General features: G+C 70.1%; 18 protein-coding genes and 1 pseudogene. 9 read left to right on the plus strand and 10 right to left on the minus strand.

Annotated features, from left to right (window positions below):
* Window positions 1–116: 116 nt before the first annotated feature.
* From ACFMQL_RS14180 to ACFMQL_RS14190, 3 genes are all read left to right on the plus strand, one after another.
* Entirely contained in the window at window positions 117–1919 is a 1803-nt protein-coding gene (locus ACFMQL_RS14180; RefSeq protein ID WP_378785867.1) for a flavin-containing monooxygenase, read from the plus strand.
* Between the two features lie 140 nt (window positions 1920–2059).
* Window positions 2060–2497 carry a hypothetical protein gene (locus ACFMQL_RS14185; RefSeq protein WP_364061512.1) on the plus strand — a complete coding sequence of 146 codons (438 nt, stop codon included), beginning with the start codon at window positions 2060–2062 and terminating at the stop codon, window positions 2495–2497.
* Between the two features lie 61 nt (window positions 2498–2558).
* Window positions 2559–3371 (plus strand): MBL fold metallo-hydrolase, encoded by an 813-nt coding sequence (locus ACFMQL_RS14190; RefSeq protein WP_364061515.1) that lies wholly within the window; start codon window positions 2559–2561, stop codon window positions 3369–3371.
* 69 nt (window positions 3372–3440) lie between these two features.
* On the opposite strand, the gene ACFMQL_RS14195 is transcribed toward ACFMQL_RS14190, so the two are convergent.
* Entirely contained in the window at window positions 3441–4895 is a 1455-nt protein-coding gene (locus tag ACFMQL_RS14195) for a sensor histidine kinase (RefSeq protein WP_378785868.1), read from the minus strand.
* Window positions 4892–5563, minus strand: coding sequence for a response regulator transcription factor (locus tag ACFMQL_RS14200; protein ID WP_378785869.1), 672 nt, complete (start codon window positions 5561–5563; stop codon window positions 4892–4894). Before ACFMQL_RS14200 ends, ACFMQL_RS14195 begins: the two co-directional genes overlap by 4 nt.
* A 126-nt stretch (window positions 5564–5689) precedes the next feature.
* On the opposite strand from ACFMQL_RS14200, the gene ACFMQL_RS14205 reads away from it, so the two are divergent.
* Entirely contained in the window at window positions 5690–6214 is a 525-nt protein-coding gene (locus ACFMQL_RS14205; RefSeq protein ID WP_364061524.1) for a hypothetical protein, read from the plus strand.
* A gap of 267 nt (window positions 6215–6481) precedes the next feature.
* Here ACFMQL_RS14205 and ACFMQL_RS14210 read toward each other — a convergent pair whose 3' ends face one another.
* Window positions 6482–6955, minus strand: a complete 474-nt coding sequence (locus ACFMQL_RS14210) for a YtxH domain-containing protein (RefSeq protein ID WP_364061527.1) — start codon at window positions 6953–6955, stop codon at window positions 6482–6484.
* A gap of 184 nt (window positions 6956–7139) precedes the next feature.
* Here ACFMQL_RS14210 and ACFMQL_RS14215 point away from each other — a divergent pair, with 184 nt between their 5' ends.
* Both ACFMQL_RS14215 and ACFMQL_RS14220 read left to right on the plus strand, forming a co-directional pair.
* Entirely contained in the window at window positions 7140–7676 is a 537-nt protein-coding gene (locus tag ACFMQL_RS14215; RefSeq protein ID WP_364061530.1) for a peptidylprolyl isomerase, read from the plus strand.
* Between the two features lie 171 nt (window positions 7677–7847).
* On the plus strand, window positions 7848–8753 hold the full coding sequence (locus tag ACFMQL_RS14220) for a rhomboid family intramembrane serine protease (protein ID WP_364061533.1): 906 nt from the start codon (window positions 7848–7850) through the stop codon (window positions 8751–8753).
* A gap of 35 nt (window positions 8754–8788) precedes the next feature.
* Here ACFMQL_RS14220 and ACFMQL_RS14225 read toward each other — a convergent pair whose 3' ends face one another.
* Window positions 8789–9034: a cell division protein CrgA gene (locus tag ACFMQL_RS14225; protein WP_364061536.1), complete on the minus strand. Its 246-nt coding sequence runs from the start codon at window positions 9032–9034 to the stop codon at window positions 8789–8791.
* A gap of 144 nt (window positions 9035–9178) precedes the next feature.
* Between ACFMQL_RS14225 and ACFMQL_RS14230 the strand changes: the two genes are divergently transcribed.
* From ACFMQL_RS14230 to ACFMQL_RS14240, 3 genes are read left to right on the plus strand one after another with little or no spacing between them, the layout of a single operon-like run.
* Window positions 9179–9796, plus strand: coding sequence for a class E sortase (locus ACFMQL_RS14230; protein WP_364061539.1), 618 nt, complete (start codon window positions 9179–9181; stop codon window positions 9794–9796).
* Between the two features lie 3 nt (window positions 9797–9799).
* Window positions 9800–9958: a hypothetical protein gene (locus ACFMQL_RS14235; protein WP_364061542.1), complete on the plus strand. Its 159-nt coding sequence runs from the start codon at window positions 9800–9802 to the stop codon at window positions 9956–9958.
* Window positions 9955–10569, plus strand: coding sequence for a gamma-glutamyl-gamma-aminobutyrate hydrolase family protein (locus tag ACFMQL_RS14240; RefSeq protein WP_364061545.1), 615 nt, complete (start codon window positions 9955–9957; stop codon window positions 10567–10569). The genes ACFMQL_RS14235 and ACFMQL_RS14240 overlap by 4 nt, the downstream gene beginning before the upstream one ends.
* A 150-nt stretch (window positions 10570–10719) precedes the next feature.
* Here ACFMQL_RS14240 and pknB read toward each other — a convergent pair whose 3' ends face one another.
* The 6 genes and pseudogenes from pknB to ACFMQL_RS14270 all read right to left on the minus strand — a co-directional run bounded on the left by pknB (window position 10720) and on the right by ACFMQL_RS14270 (window position 18722).
* Window positions 10720–12618: a Stk1 family PASTA domain-containing Ser/Thr kinase gene (pknB, locus tag ACFMQL_RS14245; RefSeq protein ID WP_364061548.1), complete on the minus strand. Its 1899-nt coding sequence runs from the start codon at window positions 12616–12618 to the stop codon at window positions 10720–10722.
* Between the two features lie 83 nt (window positions 12619–12701).
* Complete coding sequence (locus ACFMQL_RS14250) at window positions 12702–14075, minus strand: serine/threonine-protein kinase (protein WP_378785870.1); 1374 nt, start codon at window positions 14073–14075, stop codon at window positions 12702–12704.
* 21 nt (window positions 14076–14096) lie between these two features.
* A pseudogene (locus tag ACFMQL_RS14255) lies at window positions 14097–15556 on the minus strand (peptidoglycan D,D-transpeptidase FtsI family protein).
* The gene (locus tag ACFMQL_RS14260; RefSeq protein WP_364061557.1) at window positions 15553–16932 is read right to left on the minus strand and encodes an FtsW/RodA/SpoVE family cell cycle protein; all 1380 of its coding nucleotides are present in this window, start codon (window positions 16930–16932) and stop codon (window positions 15553–15555) included. The pseudogene ACFMQL_RS14255 and the gene ACFMQL_RS14260 overlap by 4 nt, the downstream one beginning before the upstream one ends.
* The gene (locus ACFMQL_RS14265) at window positions 16933–18255 is read right to left on the minus strand and encodes a Stp1/IreP family PP2C-type Ser/Thr phosphatase (protein ID WP_364061560.1); all 1323 of its coding nucleotides are present in this window, start codon (window positions 18253–18255) and stop codon (window positions 16933–16935) included.
* A complete protein-coding gene (locus ACFMQL_RS14270; protein ID WP_345393437.1) occupies window positions 18252–18722 on the minus strand; it encodes an FHA domain-containing protein in 471 nt (156 codons plus the stop codon). The genes ACFMQL_RS14265 and ACFMQL_RS14270 overlap by 4 nt, the downstream gene beginning before the upstream one ends.

The following is an 18722-nucleotide window of genomic DNA, read 5'->3' on the forward strand; positions in this document are numbered from 1 at the left end:
GACCACACAATAGTGGACAAGCTGGTCAGCGCATCGGGGCCGGGCTTGCCGCGACTATTTCCGAATGACATTCTGAAAATGAGGTCCGGACATGCCGTACGCCGCCGGAGGGATGCATGACCGTCGCCGACCGTCCCGCGATCGACAAGGAAGCCCTCCGCCGGAAATATCGCGAAGAGCGCGACAAGCGGCTGCGCCCCGACGGCAACGACCAGTACATCCGCCTCACCGGCCGCTTCGCCCGCTACCTCAAGGACCCGTACACCCCGGTCACGGCACGCGCCCCCAAGACCGACCACGTGACGGTCGCCTTCATCGGCGGCGGCTTCGCCGGGCTGCTCACCGGCGCGCGCCTCAAGGAGGCCGGCATCGACGACGTGCGCATCGTGGAGAAGGGCGGCGACTTCGGCGGCACCTGGTACTGGAACCGCTACCCCGGCGCGCAGTGCGACACCGCCTCGTACGTCTACATGCCGCTGCTCGAAGAGACCGGCCACATGCCGTCGGAGAAGTACGCGCACGCGCCGGAGATCCTCGAACACTGTCGCCGCATCGGCAAGCACTACGGCCTGTACGACAACGCCCTCTTCCACACCGAGGTCACCGACCTGGAGTGGGACGAGGCCCGCTCCCGCTGGATCGTCCGCACCGACCGGGGCGACGCGTTCACCGCTCGGTTCGTCGCCATGGGCATCGGCCCGCTGCACGTGCCCAAGCTGCCCGGCATCCCCGGCATCGACGACTTCGCCGGGCACTCGTTCCACACCAGCCGCTGGGACTACGCCTACACCGGCGGCGACCCCTCCGGCGCACCCATGGACCGGCTCGGCGACAAGCGGGTGGCGATCATCGGCACCGGCGCGACCGCCGTGCAGTGCGTGCCGCACCTCGCCAGGGCCTGCCGCGAGCTGTACGTCTTCCAGCGCACGCCCTCATCCGTTGACGTACGCGACAACCGGCCGACCGACCCCGAGTGGTTCGCCTCGATCGCCACGCCCGGCTGGCAGCAGCGCTGGCTGGAGAACTTCACCGCCAACCAGACCGGCGTCCTGGCCGACGAGGACCTGGTGATGGACGGCTGGACCGACATCGCCCGCCGCTTCCGCGCGAAGATCAGCGCGCTGCCGCCCGGCCAGATCACCCCGGAGAGCGTGCAGGCCGCGTTCGAGGACGCCGACTTCGAGAAGATGGAGGAGATCAGGGCCCGCGTGGACGCCGTCGTCCGCGACCCGGAGACCGCCGGGAAGCTCAAGGCGTGGTACCGCCAGCTCTGCAAGCGCCCCTGCTTCCACGACGAATACCTCCAGGCGTTCAACCTGCCCGGCGTCCACCTGGTCGACACCGACGGCAAGGGCGTCGAGCGCATCACCGAGCGCGGCGTCGTGGCGGCCGGCCACGAGTACGAGGTGGACTGCGTCATCTACGCCTCCGGCTTCGAGGTCGGCACCGACTACACCCGCCGCGCCGGCTACGAGGTCAGGGGGCGCGGCGGGGTGCGGCTGTCGGAGCGCTGGGCCGACGGGATGCGGACCCTGCACGGCATCCACGTGCACGGCTTCCCCAACGTCTTCATCGTCCAGCCGGCCCAGGGCGCGAACCTCATCTCCAACATCCCGCACAACTTCACCGAGGCCGGCAAGACCATCGCCGCGATCGTCAAGCACGCCATCGAGCACGGCCACACCCAGGTCGAGGCCACGCGGGAGGCCGAGGACGCCTGGATCGAGCTGCTGCTGTCGGGCAAGGGGCGGATCATGGGCTCGCTCGACTGCACGCCCGGCTACTACAACAACGAGGGCCGCGACCTCGGACTGAAGTCCTGGCTGAACGTCGGTCACCCGCAGGGCGCGATGGCCTACTTCGCCTACATCGACCGCTGGCGGAGCTCGGGCGACTTCGAAGGGCTGACGTTCCGCTGAGGAGCGCCTGCGAGGGGCGGGCGTTGCGCTGAGAAGCGCGTCCGAGGGCCTGAGCCTTCGGTGAAAGGGCCTGAGCGTGCGGTGAAAAGCTAGACCCAGCACTACTGACCACGCCTCGCACCAGCGGTTACGGTCGCAGAATGCTCGACAGGACCGCGCTGGAAGCCCTCACCCGACGGCCCTTGCCGTTCCTCGCCTCCGCCTGGCCGTGGCGCGGCGCCGCGTACCTGCTGGCCAGCCTGGTCCCCGGAGCGGCGGCGGGGGTCACGGTTGCGGCGACCGCCGCCGGGTTCGGCTTGACGCCGTATCTCGGCGTCGCGACCGGGCTGGCCGCGCTGGCGCTGTGCGTGCCGCTCGTCGCCGCCTTCGAACGCCTCCGCCTGCGCCTCGTCGACCGGATCGCCGTGCCGAAGCCGCCGGACCGGCGCAAGCGGGAGGCGGGACTCGCGCTCATGACCGTGCTGGCGCTGTGGTGGATCGACCTGATCATGCTCGCGTTCACGGCCGGCGGCCCTGTGCTGCTCATCCTCACGCCGGTCGTGCAGCCCGACGTCAACACCGTGGTCAGCACGGCGTGAGGGGCTGATGGTTCATGGGGGCATATGTCATGACCCGGCGCGCTCAGTATGGTTCGGTGGCATGAACGAGCAGTGGCAGGAAGTCGGCGACCGGGTCTACGTACGGCGCCACCGGTCGTACGACGTGAACACGGGCCTGATCGTGGGCGACGGGCACTGCCTGGTGCTGGACACGCGCGGCTCCCACCGTGAGGGCGCGGACCTGGTCGAGGCCGTCCGGCGGATCACCCCGGCCCCCTGGACGATCGTCAACTCCCACTCCCACTTCGACCACTTCTTCGGCAACGCGGCGTTCGGCCCCGCCGAGATCTGGGGCCACGTCAGGTGCGCCGAGGAGATCGAGCAGTACGGCGAGCAGCAGCGGGCCCACCTGATCGAGAGCCGCCCCGAGCGGCGCGACGAGTGGGAAGAGGTCACGATCGTGCCGCCGGACCACACGTTCGCCGCCGCGGCCAGCCTCGACATCGGCGGGCGCATGGTGCACCTGCGGCACTTCGGGCTCGGCCACAGCAGCAACGACATCGTGGTGCAGGTGCCGGACGCGGGTGTGCTGTTCGCCGGCGACCTGGTGGAGGAGGGCGCGCCGCCCGCGTTCAGCGACTCCTACCCGCTGGACTGGCCGGTCACCACGGCCGCGATGCTCGCCGAGATGCCCGAGCAGGTGATCGTGCCCGGCCACGGCGCGGTGGTGGACCGGGCGTACGTGCAGGGGCAGCAGGAGGAGCTGGCGCTGGTCGCCGACCTGGCCAGAAAGGCCCACGTGGAGGGGCTGCGCGACTCGATCAAGCTCTTCCCCTACCCCGAGCCGATCTCCCGCCAGGCCATCGAGCGCGCCTTCATGCAGCTCGACCAGCTCGACGCCTCGGTCAGCTGAGGTCAGCCGAGCGGTCAGCCCGGGTCAGCAGAGGTCAGCCGAGGTGAGGCCAGCAGAGGTCAGCAGAGGTCAGCCGAGGGGGAAGCGCGCGACGAAGCCGGAGTCGTCGTACACCAGCGAACCGCCGTGCAGGTGCGCGATGTCCCTGGCGATGGGCAGCCCGAGCCCCGCGCCGCCCGCGTCCCTGGCCCGCGCCTCGTCCAGCCGGGTGAACCGGCCGAACACCGCCTCGCGCTGGTCCGGCGGGATGCCGGGGCCGTCGTCGCTCACCACCAGCACCGCCGCGCCGTCCTCGGCGGCGACCCGCACCTTCACGGTCGAGGCGGCATGGCGTACGGCGTTGTCGACCAGGTTCGTCACCAGGCGGTCGAGATGCGCGCTCGACCCTGACATGACCACGTCGGGCGCGACGTCCAGCTCCACCCGCACGCCGGGCCGCCGCCTGGCCCGCAGCGCCGCCTCGGCCGCCACCTGACCCAGGTCCAGCTCGGCGGCGCGCAGCGGCTCGCCCGCGTCCAGCCTGGCCAGCATGAGCAGGTCGGCGGCCAGCGACTGGAGGCGTTCGACGTCGGCCAGCGCCTCGGCGGTCAGCTCGCTCGGCTCGGCCAGCTCCAGCCTGGCCCGCAGCGTCGCGATCGGGCTGCGCAGCTCGTGCGCGGCGTCAGCCACGAACCGCTTGTGCTGCTCGACGGCCGTCTCCAGCCGGTCGAGCGTGCCGTTCACGGTGGTCGCGAGCGCCGCGACCTCGTCCTTGGAGCGCGGTACGGGCACCCGCTGGTGCAGGTCACGGGCCGTGATGTCGGCCACCTTGGCGCGGATCGCGGCCACCGGGCGCAGCGCGCGGCCCACCGAGAGCCAGGTCATCGCCGCCACCACCGCCAGCAGCGCCGGCACGCCGGGCAGCAGCGCCCCGTAGACGGTGCGCAGCGCCTGCTCGACGCCGTCGAGCGGGACCCGCGACAGCAGCGTGGCGGGACCGTCGGCGGTGGTCACCTCGACGGCGGCGACGGCGTACCCGCTGGCCCTGACCAGCTCCGCGGCGCCGTCCTCCTTGGTCACCATCACGTCGGGGTCGGCGAAGCGCACCGCCACGCCCTCCTCCGGGACCGCCGCCCGCTGCGCCCCCTTCACCAGCTTGGGCTCTTCCGCCGGGGCCTTCGCGTCCGGCTCGGCGATGCGCTCTGTGGAGTGCTCGGGGATCTCCAGCGTCCGCGCGTACGGCACCGCCGCCGTGGCCCTCCTCGCCGCCTCCGCGTCGGCGCTGCTGACCAGCGTGCCGCGCAGCGACACCACCAGCACCAGCGCCGCCATGCCGAGCGCGAGCGCCACGACGAGCGTGGCCGCCGCCGTCGCGCGCACCCGCACCGAGGACAGGCCGGGGGAGAGCCGCCGCCAGAGCGCCTTCGGGCCGCGCGCGAGCTTCCCGGACAGGATCGTGATGCGCGGACGCCGTGCGAACCAGGGGGAGTGCCGCGTGAACCAGGGGGAGCGTCGCCCGTTCTCGGGGGAGCGCCGGGCGATCATGCCGCCTCCAGCCGATATCCGGCACCGCGTACGGTGATCAGCGTCGTCTTCCCGAACGGCACGTCGATCTTGCGGCGCAGCGCGCTGACGTAGACCTCCACGATGTTCGGGTCGCCGTCGTAGCTGAAGTCCCACGCCTGGGCCAGCAGGTCGCTCTTGGAGACCACCTCGCCGGCCCGCCGGGCGAGCGCGTGCAGCACGGCGAACTCCTTCGGCGTCAGCGCGATGTCCACCTCGCCCCGGCGGCAGCGCAGCCCCGCCGGGTCGATGACGAGGTCGCCCACGGTGATGCAGACAGGCCGCTCCCGCCCGCCGCGCCGGACCAGCGCGCGCAGCCGGGCCAGCAGCACCACGTACGAGAACGGCTTGGCCAGGTAGTCGTCGGCCCCGTTGTCCAGCGCCTCGGCCTCGTCGTAGACGCCGTCCTTGGCGGTGAGCATCATGATCGGCGTCCAGTTACCGGCTTCGCGCAGCCGGGAGCACACGGCGTAGCCGTTCATCCTGGGCAGCATGACGTCCAGGATGATCACGTCGTAGGTGTTCTCGGTGGCCAGCCACAAGCCGTCGCGCCCGTCGTGGGCGACGTCCACCGCGAAGCCCTCGCCCGCCAGCCCACCCTTGATCAGGTCGGCCAGCCGCTCCTCGTCCTCCACCAGTAAGACTCGCACGCCGTCCAGCCTGCCTCAGCGCACCTAAAGCGAACCTGAAGATCATTTGGGCTCTCTTCAGGATCACTTCAGGTCCGTGCGGCCACCCTCGGAGCCGTCCGATCGTTTCCGAGAGAGGAGAACTTCATGTTCAAGCGGCGTTTCGCGGTGCTCGGCGCGGCGGTCGCGCTGACCGTCGCAGGTCTGACCGGGTCCGCGCTGGCCGGGACCCCGTCCTCGCCGCCCGAGCCCGTCGCGGCCTCGGTGGCCTCCGTCGCCGTCCCAGGGGCCGGCACGCTGACCTGTAAGACCTCCGACGGCAAGGTGATCGAGCTGGCGAGGGTGAAGCCCGCCGACGGCGGCGCGGTCGCCGAGACCCGCCCGGCCCAGCCCGCGGACCCGTCCGGCGTGATCACGCAGCCGCAGCGCGCCGAGTCGGTGGACCCGAACGGCAAGCCGCAGGTCGTGTCCCCGGGCAGTGGTGAGGGCAAGGCCGAGGGGGTGAAGTTCCGTGCCACCAGGGCCGCCGAGAGCGGCGAGCCCACCGCCGACGCCCCGGCCAAGGTCCGCGTCGTGACCCCGTCCGAGACCGCCGAGACCCAGGCCGAGAAGCCCGCCGAGACCATCGAGCTCGTCTGCAAGACGATCGGCGGTGCGGGGCTCGACGACTAAGAGCGCCGCTCACGCCCTGCACGACCGGCCCCGGACCCCAGTGCATGCCGTGCCGCCAGTCCTGCTCCAGGCCGTAGCCGGTACCGACCATGAGGTGCACAGGCGGCAGCGGCGTACAGCACGTCGAACGGCTTGCCGGGCGGCGCGAACGTGATCACAGCCTTGACGACGTCGCGGGTGCCGGGAGCGTAGACCGGACGCCGGCGCCCGTAACGCGAAGCGCGCCCCCGTCGTGTGACGGGGGCGCGCTTCCCAGGACGAACGCGCTCACGATGTCTTGTGCGAGGTCTCGTCCGTCCTGCTGGACACCGTGGCCGCAACCTGGTCCGCGGACTCCGCAGCCCTGTCCGCCTTCTCATTGACCCAACGTGTGGCATCGGAGGCGGAGTCCTTCATGTGCTCGGTCCACTGCTGAGCGTTGCGGCGGTAGAACATGTAACCGATCGTCCCCACCGCGAGGCCGGTCAGCAGCACGAGCGTCGGCCATCGCCGCGATGGCGTCGGCTTGGGGTCGATGCGTTTGGCCGCGGCGGTCAGCATCGAGCTGACCTTGGGAGCGACCTGCTGCTCGAACCCGTGCGCCGCGGACTCCAGCCGCGGCGCCGCCCAGTGACGGGCTTCTTCGATACGCTGCGCCGCGACCACCTTGGCCTGGTCTGCCATCGGCGCGAGGCGCTGGCCGGTTTCAGCGGCCCGGGTCTTCACTTGACCCATCCACGTGGTGGGCACGTCTATGACCACGCGGCGTCTCTTCATTGTCAGGGACACGACAACCTCCCCTGTCGTTGGGGCCCCGAGCCTGACCTTCCCTGGACAAGGCGGCTCAATCATGGCCGTCCATGGGAGGATGGCTCGGTAGGCCGAACGGCCATAGTCCTCAAAACACCACAATCGAACCCTGTTCATAGAGGGGGGCAGCTGTCTCGTGGCTGAGAAGCTGATCGCGAACCTGCAGACCAATCACGGCAATATCAAGGTGGAGCTCTTCCCCACCAAGGCACCCAAGACGGTGCGCAACTTCGTGGAGCTCGCCGAGGGCACCCGTTCCTGGACGCACCCCGGCACCGGCGAGAAGAGCAACGCCCGCTACTACGACGGCACGATCTTCCACCGGGTCATCGCCGGCTTCATGATCCAGGGCGGTGACCCGCTGGGCCAGGGCATCGGCGGCCCCGGCTACGAGTTCGACGACGAGATCCACCCCGAGCTGCGCTTCGACCGCCCGTACCTGCTGGCCATGGCCAACGCGGGCAAGCGCTTCGGCAAGGGCACCAACGGCTCGCAGTTCTTCATCACGGTCGCGCCGACCCCGCACCTCAACGGCAAGCACACCATCTTCGGCGAGGTCATCGAGGGCAACGAGGTCGTGGACGCGATCTCCAAGACCCGCACCGACGGGCGGGACCGCCCGGTCGAGGACGTCATCCTGGAGTCGGTCACCATCGAGCGCCAGGCCGCCTGACATCCGGCCGCAGGGAGGCCCGCAACGCCGGCGTGCAGCGTCAGGGGGCGCGCACACCGGAGGCGGGCCTCGCGGGGCCGGATGGCCGTTCTCAGAGCCCTTCCGGCCGCGCCGGGGCCGCCGGTCCAGGAGGCTCACGCAGCACGCCTCCGTAAGCCTTAGGCTTCGGTCATGACCAGCCAGCCGCCGAGCCAGCCCCCGCAGCCCGAGCAGCCCGCTGAAGCCGTCCCCACGTGCTACCGACACCCCGAGAGGGAGACGTGGGTGCGCTGCCAGCGTTGTGAGCGCCCCATCTGCCCCGACTGCATGCGCGACGCCGCGGTCGGCTTCCAGTGCCCCGAGTGCGTCGCCGAGGGCAACAAGGCCATCCGCCAGGCCAAGACCGCCTTCGGCGGCGGCGTGGTGCGCACCCCGATCGTCACCTACGCCATCCTGGCGCTCAACGTTCTGGTCTTCCTCGCAACGCTCGCCGCCGACTTCCTCCTGGGCGGCTCCTACGTCGTCACCGCGGAGCTGGGGATGTCGCCCATCGGGGTCGCCGTCCTCGACCAGTACTACCGCCTGATCACCGCGGCGTTCCTGCACCAGGACGTCATCCACATCCTGTTCAACGGCTGGGCCATCTGGGTCATCGGCCCCTATCTCGAGCGCGCCTTCGGCCACGCCCGCTTCACCGCCCTCTACCTGATCAGCGCGCTGGGCGGCTCGGTGCTCGGCCTCTGGCTCGACCCGCTCAACACCCTCACGCTGGGCGCGTCGGGTGCGGTGTTCGGCATGTTCGGCGCGGTCTTCGTGGTCGGGCGCAAGCTCAACCTCGACGTACGCGGCATCGGCCTGATCATCGCGCTCAACCTGGCCATCACGTTCGTGCTGCCCGCGATCTCAGGTGTGCGCATCAGCTGGACCGGCCACGTGGGCGGCCTCCTCACCGGCACGCTCCTGGCCCTGGCGCTGGTCTACGCGCCGAAGGCCAACAGGGCGCGGGTGCAGTGGCTGGCGATCGCTGGAGCGCTGGCGCTCATGGTGGTGCTCGTGCTCGTACGCGTCCCAGCGATTGTCAGCATGCTCGGCGGCTGAGCTTCCCCAGGCTGTGGAAAAGACTGTGGAAAGAACTAACGCCAGCGGGTGGAAAGAACCACACCGAAGATGATGAAAACAAACCCGATCAGCAGGTTCCAGTTCTGGAGGTCCCTGAAGAACGGCGCCTGAGGAGCGACGTAATAGGTCGCGATCCACAGGATGCCGATGACCCACGCGGCCACCATCGTGGGGGCGAGCCAGCGCGGGCTGACCTTGACCTGCTGCGACCGCTGCGGCGGGGTGTAGACCGCCTTCTTGCGAGTTTTGGACTTGGGCACTGGATGACTCCTGCTGAGGGCCTGGGCATCCGGATCGTCCGCAGGCTCTTCGGTAAGGGTAGTTGAAGTGAGGCCCAGGATAGTCGCCACGCGCATCGCATGGCGATCCCAGGGGGCCGCATCGCCGCGGATTACCCTGAGCGCATGCGGGCCGCCCTGCGGGCCCTCGGGGAGCTCAGCATCACCGCGGGCCTGATCCTCATGCTGTTCTGCGCGTACCTGCTCTGGGGGACGGGCGCGTACACGCAGCGGCAGCAGCTGCTGCTCCAGCGCGAGCTGGCGGCCAAGGAGAGCGGCGCGCGGCGTCCGCCGCAGCCGGCCATCGGGCAGGCGTTCGCGCTGCTGCGCATCCCCAAGCTGGGCCGCGACTACAAGTACGCGGTGGTCGAGGGCGTCGGCGCTGAGCAGCTCAAGAAGGGGCCAGGACACTACCCCGACAGCGCGATGCCGGGCGAGGTCGGCAACTTCGTGCTGTCGGGCCACCGCACCACGTACGCGGCCCCGTTCAACGAGATCGACGAGCTCGAACGCGACGACGAGATCATCGTGGAGACCCGCGAGGCCCGCCACACCTACCGCGTCACCTCCCAGGACATCGTGCGGCCCGACGAGGTCGAGGTGCTCGCCCCCGTGCCCGGCAAGCCCGACATCCGGCCCATCCGCGCGTTCATCACGCTGTCCACCTGCCACCCCGAGTACTCCGCCGCCGAGCGGCTCATCGTCTACGGCGTGCTCAAACACAGCGAACCGCGAGAGGAGTGACCCGTGTACGCCTGGCTCTGGCGCAAGCTGCCCGGCCGCCCGCCCGTCCGGCTGCTGACGGCCGCCCTGCTGGTGCTGCTCGCGGGGGCCGTACTCTGGTACGTCGTGTTCCCGCTGATGGAGCCGGCGGTGACGCTCGACGAGGTGACGGTGAGGAAATGAGCCGGGTGCTCGTCGTGGACAACCACGACAGCTTCGTCCACACGATCGTGCAGTACCTGCGCGAGCTGGGCGCCGACTGCGACGTCCGGTCCCGCGACGACGTCCGCGTGTACGACGCCGACGGCTTCGCCGGCGTGCTCGTGAGCCCGGGACCCGGCACGCCGGAGGCGGCGGGCGTCAGCGTCCCGCTGGTCCACCACGCGGCCGAGACCGGCCTGCCCCTGCTCGGCGTCTGCCTCGGCCACCAGGCCATCGCGGTCGCCTTCGGCGCCACGGTGGCGCGGGCCCCCGAGCTGTTCCACGGCAGGACGAGCGAGATCGTCCACGACGGCAAGGGCGTGTTCGAGGGCCTGCCGTCGCCCGTGCGCATGACCCGCTACCACTCGCTGGCCGTGCTGCCCGAGACCGTGCCCCCGGAGCTCGACGTGACCGCGCGCACCGAAGACGGCGTCATCATGGGCCTGCGGCACCGTCAGAAGCCCATCGAGGGCATCCAGTTCCACCCCGAATCGGTGCTGTCCGAGCACGGCCACCGGCTGCTGGGGAATTGGTGGCGGAAAGTGGCGGAAAACCGTGTAACAAACGGCTCGCGAAGAGCGACGTACCAGTGAGCGTCCCCGCCGTTGCCCCCGAGCGGCGGGGGCGTTCTCGTGTGCGGACCTCCTGCCGCACGGGGGCTCCCGTGCGCGGGGACCAGGCCGCGCGGCGGATATGAGCAGCGAAAAGCCGCCCCTTCCCGAGCGGAAGGGGCGGCTTTCTCGTCAGTGCCTCGGGCCTCGGTTGTGCAGGCCGCCGCCGAGGCCGTCCTCGATCGGGCTGTCGCCCGGCGGCTCCTCCTCCGACGGGAAGTCGTCGCTCGGCTGGTCGTCGCTCGGGACGTCTTCCGTCGGGAAGTCGTCGGCCGGCGGCGGGGAGTCCTCCTGCTGCTGGGGACCGGTCGACACCGTGATCGTGATCGTGGTGCCGGGCAGCAGCTTGGTGCCCTCACCCGGGTTCTGCTGCACGACGGTGCCCTCGGGCTCCTGCGCGGGCTGCTGCGAGACCTTGACCTTGAAGCCCGCGGACTTCAGCTGGGCGGTCGCGTCCTCCTGGGTCAGCCCGATGACGCTCGGGACCTCGCGCATCTCCTTCGGCACGAAGAGCGTGACGGAGCCGCCCTTCTCCAGCTCGGCACCGGCCTTCGGGTCGGTCGCGATGACCGTGCCCTGCGGCTTGGTGGAGTTGCGGGTCTTGATGACGCCGCGCAGGCCGACCTCTTCGAGCGCCCGCTGCGCGTCCTCCTGGGACATGCCGACCAGGCCGTCGGGCACCTTGATCTTCTCGGGGCCCTTGGACACGACCAGCTTGACCGTGGCGCCCTTCTCGACCTGGGTGTCGGCCGGCGGGTCGGTCTCGATGACCGCGCCCTTCTCGACGTCGGAGCTCGCCTTCAGCTCCACGTCGGGCACCAGCCCGAGCTTCTTCAGCTCGGCCTCGGCGTACGAGCGCTCCTGCGACACCAGCGACGGGATCGTCACCTTGGTGTCGGACGGGGTGTCCTTGCCGCTGAAGACGGTGTAGCCGATCGTGATGAACGCGCCGATGATGAGCAGCGGAATGATGATCCACAGCGCGGTCTTGAGCGCGTTGTTGCCGCCACCTCCGCTCGACGCCCTGCGCCGGCCACCGCCGCCGCGGCCACCGCCGTCGTCGTCGTACTCGTACGGCGGGATCGCGCTGGTGCGCTGGGTGGCCGGGCCGGTGGCCGCCTGGGTCGCGGTCATCATGCGGGTGCCCTGGTGCATGGGACCGGTCATCGCCATCGTCTGGGCGTCGGTCGGCATGCCGGACATCGCCCGCTGGATGTCGGCCCGCATCTCGCCCGCGCTCTGGTAGCGCTGGCTCGGGTCCTTCGCCATGGCCTTGAGCACGATGGCGTCGGCCCACTGCGGGATCTCGGGGTCGATCTGGGACGGCGGGATGGGCTCCTCGCGCACGTGCTGGTAGGCGATCGCCACCGGGGAGTCGCCGGTGAACGGCGGCTGGCCGGTCAGCAGCTCGTACAGCACGCAGCCGGTGGAGTAGATGTCGCTGCGCGCGTCGACCCGCTCGCCGCGCGCCTGCTCGGGCGACAGGTATTGCGCGGTGCCGATCACCTGGGCGGTCTGCGTCATCGTGGCCGCCGAGTCGGCCATCGCGCGGGCGATGCCGAAGTCCATCACCTTGACGTCGCCGGAGCGGGTGATCATGACGTTGGCGGGCTTGATGTCGCGGTGCACGATGCCGCCGCGGTGGCTGTAGTCGAGCGCGCGCAGGATGCCGTCGACCAGCTCCACGGCGCGCTCGGGCAGCAGCCGGCGGTCCTGGCGCAGCAGGTCGCGCAGCGTCCTGCCGTCGACGTACTCCATCACGATGTACGGCACGGGCGTGCCGTCGGTGACGTCTTCGCCGGTGTCGTAGACCGCGACCACGGCCGGGTGGTTCAGTGAGGCCGCCGACTGCGCCTCACGGCGGAACCGGGCCTGGAAGGTATGGTCTCGCGCCAGATCAGACCGGAGGGTCTTGATCGCGACTACGCGGTCCAGCCGGATGTCTCTGGCGCGATACACCTCGGCCATGCCGCCGCGCCCGACGACACCGTCGAGCTCGTAGCGACCTCCGAGTAGCCGAGGCTGAGTCATTTCCTGCACTGTCCCTTACCGTTCATCTTGGGTACCGGCCGGCTCGCGGGGCCGCCGGTGTCCATCATCGACCCCATGGCGCGTCACGTCTCCTCATTGGGCGGGTTTGTCTCACCCGGGTCCGGCGAGGTGCTGGTCGTGGTGGGTGTCGGAGTTGTCGGAGTCCTGGTGGGCGTTGGGGTCGGGGTGGGGGTGGGTGTCCGGGTGGTCGGGGGTGGTTTCGGCGTCGGCTTCTTGGTGGGAGTAGCCGACGTGCTTACCGTAGCCGACCGCGAGGGTATCGGCCTCGGTGTCCTCACCGTAACAACCGGCGGTCGCCGCGTGGTCTTCGTCTTCGACGGCCGCGGCTTTGGCCGGGTCGGCGTCGACTTCACGGTAGGCGATTGTGTCGGTTCGGCCACCTGCGGAGTGGCCTGCGGCCGCTGCGGGTCGGCGAACGTGATGGCGGTCAGCCCCACCGCCGCCGCGCAGCCCGCCGTGGCGACCAGCGCCAGCGTCCGCGCGCCCCTGCGCCGCTTCCTCCCCGTGCCCTCCTGGAGCGTGGCCGGCTGGAGGTCGTCGGTCACGAGCTCGTCCTCAGGGGCCGGCTCGCGGACGCGGAAGCCCGCAGGGTCGGTCAGCATACTGAGCTCGGCCGGGCCCTGAACAGCCCCGGCCAGCGACTCGCGCAGCACGTACGCCCGGTCGGCGACCTCGATCGCCGACCCCGGCCGCTGCTCCGGCTCCTTGGCGAGCAGGCTCATGACCAGCTCGCGCACCGCGGCCGGCACGTCGGCGCCGAGCGGCGGCGGCTGCTCGTTGAGGTGCAGCAGCGCGATCGCCACCTGGCTGTCGGCACGGAACGGCGTGCGCCCGGCCAGGCACTCGTACGCCACCACGCCCAGCGAGTAGAGGTCCGTCGAAGGCGTCAGGGGGAGGCCCTGCGCCTGCTCGGGACTGACGTACTGGGCGGTGCCCAGCACGGTGCCGGTCTGCGTCACCGGCGCGGCCTCCAGCGCCCGCGCGATGCCGAAGTCCGTCACCTTGATCGCCCCCTCGGGGGTGACCAGCAGGTTGCCGGGCTTGATGTCGCGGTGGATGATGCCGGCCGAGTGCGCCGCGTGCAGCGCCTTGGCCGTCTGGTGCACCACGTCGAGCGTCACCTCGGGCCCGAGCGCGCCGTTGCGCCCCAGGATGGCCGACAGCGGCTCGCCGTGCACCAGCTCCATGACGAGGTAGGCCAGGTCGCTCTGCTCGCCGTAGTCGAAGACCTGGGCCACGCCCGGGTCGGCCAGCGCCGCGGTGAGCCGCGCCTCGTTCCTGAACCGCTCGCGGAACGTGGGGTCGGCGTGCATGTGGCTGCGCAGGATCTTCACCGCCACCTCGCGCCCGAGCAGCTCGTCGCGGGCACGCCAGACCTCCCCCATACCGCCCGTGGCGATGCGGGAGACCAGGAGATAGCGGTTACGGAGCCGCATGACCCAGCAGGTTACCGTCACTCACTTGTTCAGCACCGCCTCCATCACGGCTCTGGCGATGGGCGCGGCGGTGTGACCACCGGTGGCCTCGGCCCCGACCTTGGCCGCCCCGGACTCGACGATGACCGCGACGGCCACCTTCGGGTTGTCCGCGGGCGCGAAGCTGATGAACCAAGCGTGCGGGGGCCGGCCGTCGGTGGTCTCCGCGGTGCCCGTCTTCCCCCTACTTCGACGCCTGGAATCTGCGCGAGGTTGGCGGTGCCGTTGGAGACGACGCTCACCATCATCTCGCGCAGCTTGGCCGCCGTCTCGGAGCTGACCGCCTCGCTGAGCTCGTCGGGGTCGGCCTCCTCGATGGTGTCGCCCTTGGAGTCGGTGATCTTGTTGACGAGGTACGGCTTCATCACCGTCCCGTCGTTGGCGATGCCCGCCGCGACCATGGCCATCTGCAGCGGCGTCATGCGGTTGCTGCGCTGCCCGATCGAGGCCATCGCCACGGCCGCCTGGTCCTCCTTGGGCCCGAAGTCGCTCTGCGCGACCGACATCGGCACGCCGATCTGCTCGCCCATGCCGAACTTCTCGGTCTGCTCCCGCATCTTGTCGTAGCCCAGCTCCATGCCGATCGCGCCGAACGGCGTGTTGCACGACCGCTCCAGCGCGTAGGTGAGCGTGACCTGGCCGCTGCCGCACGCCGCGCCGCCGTAGTTGGGCAGGCTGATGTTCGTGTTGGGCAGCGGCAGCCGCTGCGGGGCCTGCACCGTGGTCTCGGGGCCGCGCGAGGAGTCGTCCTCCAGGTACGCCGCCGCCGTCACGACCTTGAACGTCGAGCCCGGCGGGTACGTCTGGGCGATGGCGCGGTTGAGCAGCGGCTGGCTCTTGTCCTTGGCCAGCTCGTCGTACCGCTTGAACACCGTCCCCTTGTCGGTGCCCGACAGCTCGGTCGGGTCGTACGTGGGCAGCGAGACCATCGCGAGTATGCCGCCGGTCTTCGGGTCGAGCGCCACCACGGCACCGCGCTTGCCGCTCTGGCGCAGCGCGTCGTAGGCCGCCTTCTGCGCCTTGGGGTCGATCGTGAGATCGACGTTGGCGCCTTTGGTCGGCTCGCCGGTGAACAGGTCGATGCTCCTGCGCAGCAGCAGGTCGGCGCTGGAGCCGTCGAGCAGCTTGTTCTCGGCCGCCTCGATGGCCGAGGCGCTCTCCGGCGAGAAGAAGCCGGTGACGTGCGCGTAGAGCTTCGCGTCGGGGTACTTCCTGATGAAGCGGAAGTTGTTGTCGCCGGTGTCGACGGACTCCGCCAGCACCTTCCCGCCCGCCGTGATGCGGCCGCGCTCGATCGCGTAACGGTCGAAGAAGTTGCGGCGGTTGCGCGCGTCGGAGACGTACTCGTCGGCCTTGACCGCCTGCAGCCAGTTCACGTTCACCATCAGGAGCGCGAACATGGCGAGGGCGGCCACCGCCACTCGCTTCAGGGTGCCGTTCATCGCTGGAACACCTGCGTCAGTCCCTCGTTCTGGATCGCCTGGGGTGGGGGGCGTCTGGCGGCGTCTGACGTTCGTACCAGCAGCGCGATAAGGATCCAGTTAGCCAGCAGCGCCGAGCCGCCCTGCGACATGAACGGCGTGACCAGGCCCGTCAGCGGGATGAGGTTCGTCACACCCCCCACGATGATGAACACCTGCCAGGCGAGGATGAACGACAGGCCGCCCGCGAGCAGCTTCGAGAAGGGGTCGCGAGCCGCGAGCGCGGTGCGCAGGCCGCGTTCGACGATCAGCGCGTAGATCATCAGGATCGCCATCAGCCCGGTCAGGCCGAGCTCCTCGCCGACGGCGTTGAAGATGAAGTCGGAGAACGACAGCGGGATCAGGTCGGGGTGTCCCTGGCCGAGCCCGGTGCCCAGGATGCGGCCCGCGCCGAGCCCGAACAGGCCCTGCATGATCTGGTAGCTGCCGCCGAACTCACGGTCGTAGTACTCGGGGTTGCTCGGGTCGAGCCAGACGTCGAAGCGGTCGCCGACGTGGGAGAAGATCTGCCCGGCGACGAACGCGCCGCCGACGAACAGCAGCAGGCCGATCAGCACCCACGACGTGCGCTGCGTGGCGATGTAGAGCATCACCACGAACCCGCCGAACAGCAGCAGCGACGAGCCCAGGTCCTTCTGCAGCACCAGCACGCCGATGGCGACGGCCCAGGTGATCAGAACCGGGCCGAGGTCGCGGGCCCTGGGCAGGTCGATGAAGAGCAGCCGCCGGCCCGCCAGCGCCAGCACGTCGCGCTTGGCGACCAGGTAGCCGGCGAAGAAGACGACCAGCGCGATCTTGGCGAACTCGGCCGGCTGGATGGTGGCCGAGCCGAACCCGATCCAGATGCGCGCGCCGTTGCGCTCCTGGCCCAGCCCGGGGGTCAGCGGCGAGATCAGCAGGACCACGCCGACCAGCCCCGCCGTGTACGTCAGCCGCTGCAGCATGCGATGGTCGCGCAGCACCAGCAGCGTCACGGAGAACAGCACGACACCGGCGCCGGTCATGACGATCTGAGTGGTGGCGGATGCGCCGGCCATGCCGGCGTTCTCCAGCCGGTAGATCATCACCAGGCCGATGCCGTTGACCAGCGTCACCAGCGGCAGGATCAGCGGGTCGGCCCACGGGGCGAACTTCGCGAGCACGAGGTACGCGGCCAGCATCAGGCCGCCCAGGCTCAGCCCGTACGTCAGCATCCCGGCCGGGATCTGACCGTCCATGGCCAGGCCCACGTTCGCGTAGGCGCCCATGACGATGCCCACGGCGAGCGCGAGCATGAGCAGCTGCGCCACGCGCCGCTTGGCCGGCATCGGGACGGGGGTGACGGCGACTTCGCTCATCTACTGCTGTCTCGTCTTGGACTTGGTGGCGGAGGCGCTCGCGGTGGGAGTGGCGCTCGCCTCCGTCTCGGGCTGCTGATCTTCGGTTTCGGCCTTGTCGGCCTCTTCGTCGTCGGCGAACGACAGACTGTTGATCTTGGTGATGCCTTCGTCGACGGTGGTGACGGGGATGCCGTCCTTGACCAGAGCCTGATCGGCTTCGGAGAGCTGGGAGAGCTTGCGGCCAGTGGGCTTGGAGACGTGGAAGAGCTGGAAGGGACCCACTTCCTTCTTGACCCCCTGGAACACGACCACCTCGCCGCCCCTAGCGCCGACGAAGAACTGGTCCTGGGTCCACTGGTAACCGAAGTAGCCGCCGACGGCCACGCCGACGACGCCTACGCCGAGCACGGTGACCAGCACGGGCCACAACCTGCGACGCTTCCGCGAGCGCCGGGACGTGGCCTCGGCGACCGGCTCATCGAAGTCGTCGCCGGAGAGCACCGGCTGGGGTGCGGTCACCGCGCCTGCTCGCCCCGGCTGGATGTCCTTGGTCGGGTCGAGCCGGTTCATCCCCGCGGCGCCGACGATGGCGGCCTCCGCGGGCAGCTGTTCATCGTCGGCGATCTCCAGCACGTCGGCGAGAACGCACGTGATGTTGTCAGGCCCGCCGCCCCGGTTCGCCAGATCGATGAGCTGACGGACGACCTCTTCAGGATCGTCGATGTTGGTGAGCGTGGCGTGCAGCGTCTCCGCGCTGACCACGCCCGACAGGCCGTCGGAACACAGCAGATAGCGGTCGCCTACCTGCGCCTCGCGCAGCGTGAGATCGGGATCGACCTCACCGCTGCCGTCGAGCGCGCGAAGCAGGATCGACCGCTGCGGATGGGTGGCCGCCTCTTCCGGCGTGATGCGCCCGTCGTCGACGAGCTGCTGCACCAGCGTGTGGTCATGGGTGATCTGGTAGAGCTCACCACGTCTCAGGAGGTAGGCCCGCGAGTCGCCCACATGGACCAGGGCGACCTGGGTGCCGTTCCAGAGCATGGCGGTGAGCGTCGTGCCCATGCCTTTGAGGCTGGGATCCCGCCCCACCATTTCGTGCAGCCTGCGGTTGGCGTCGCGCACCGCTGCCTCGATGGCGTTGAGCAGGTCACCCCCCTGTTGGGCCTCTTCCAGAGAGGCCATGGCGGCGATGGCGACGGAACTCGCCACCTCGCCGTGTGCATGCCCGCCCATGCCGTCGGCGACGGCGAGCAGGCGGCCGCTAGCGTACGCCGAGTCCTCGTTCCCTTCGCGGAGGAGGCCGACGTCCGAGCGGGCGGCGTAGCGGAGTGCGATGGTCATTTGCGCAATTCAATGACTGTCTTGCCGACGCGGATCGGAACACCGAGCGGCACCGGGGTCGGGCGGGTGACTTTCGAACGGTCGAGATACGTGCCGTTGGTGGACCCAAGATCTTCCACGATCCATTGACCGTCCTGAGGAAAGAGCCGGGCGTGCCGGCTGGAAGCGTAGTCGTCGGTGACCACCAGCGTGGCGTCATTGGCCCGGCCAATGGTGATGGGCTGCTCCGTGAGGTTGATGGTGGTGCCCTGGAGAGGCCCACCCGTGACGATGAGCTGGCGTGGCTCGCCCTTCTTGCTCTTGGGCTTCGCCACGGGTTTGGCGGGCTTCATGGCCTTGCGGCCACCCGCCGGCGCGGTGCGTGAACCGAACAAGTCAGTCCGGATCACGCCGACTGCGGCAATGACAAAGAACCACAGCACCGCCAGAAAGGCGAGCCGGATCAGCAGCAGCGTGAGCTCGGACAT

Source organism: Nonomuraea fastidiosa, from assembly GCF_042751225.1.
GTDB lineage: Bacteria > Actinomycetota > Actinomycetes > Streptosporangiales > Streptosporangiaceae > Nonomuraea > Nonomuraea fastidiosa.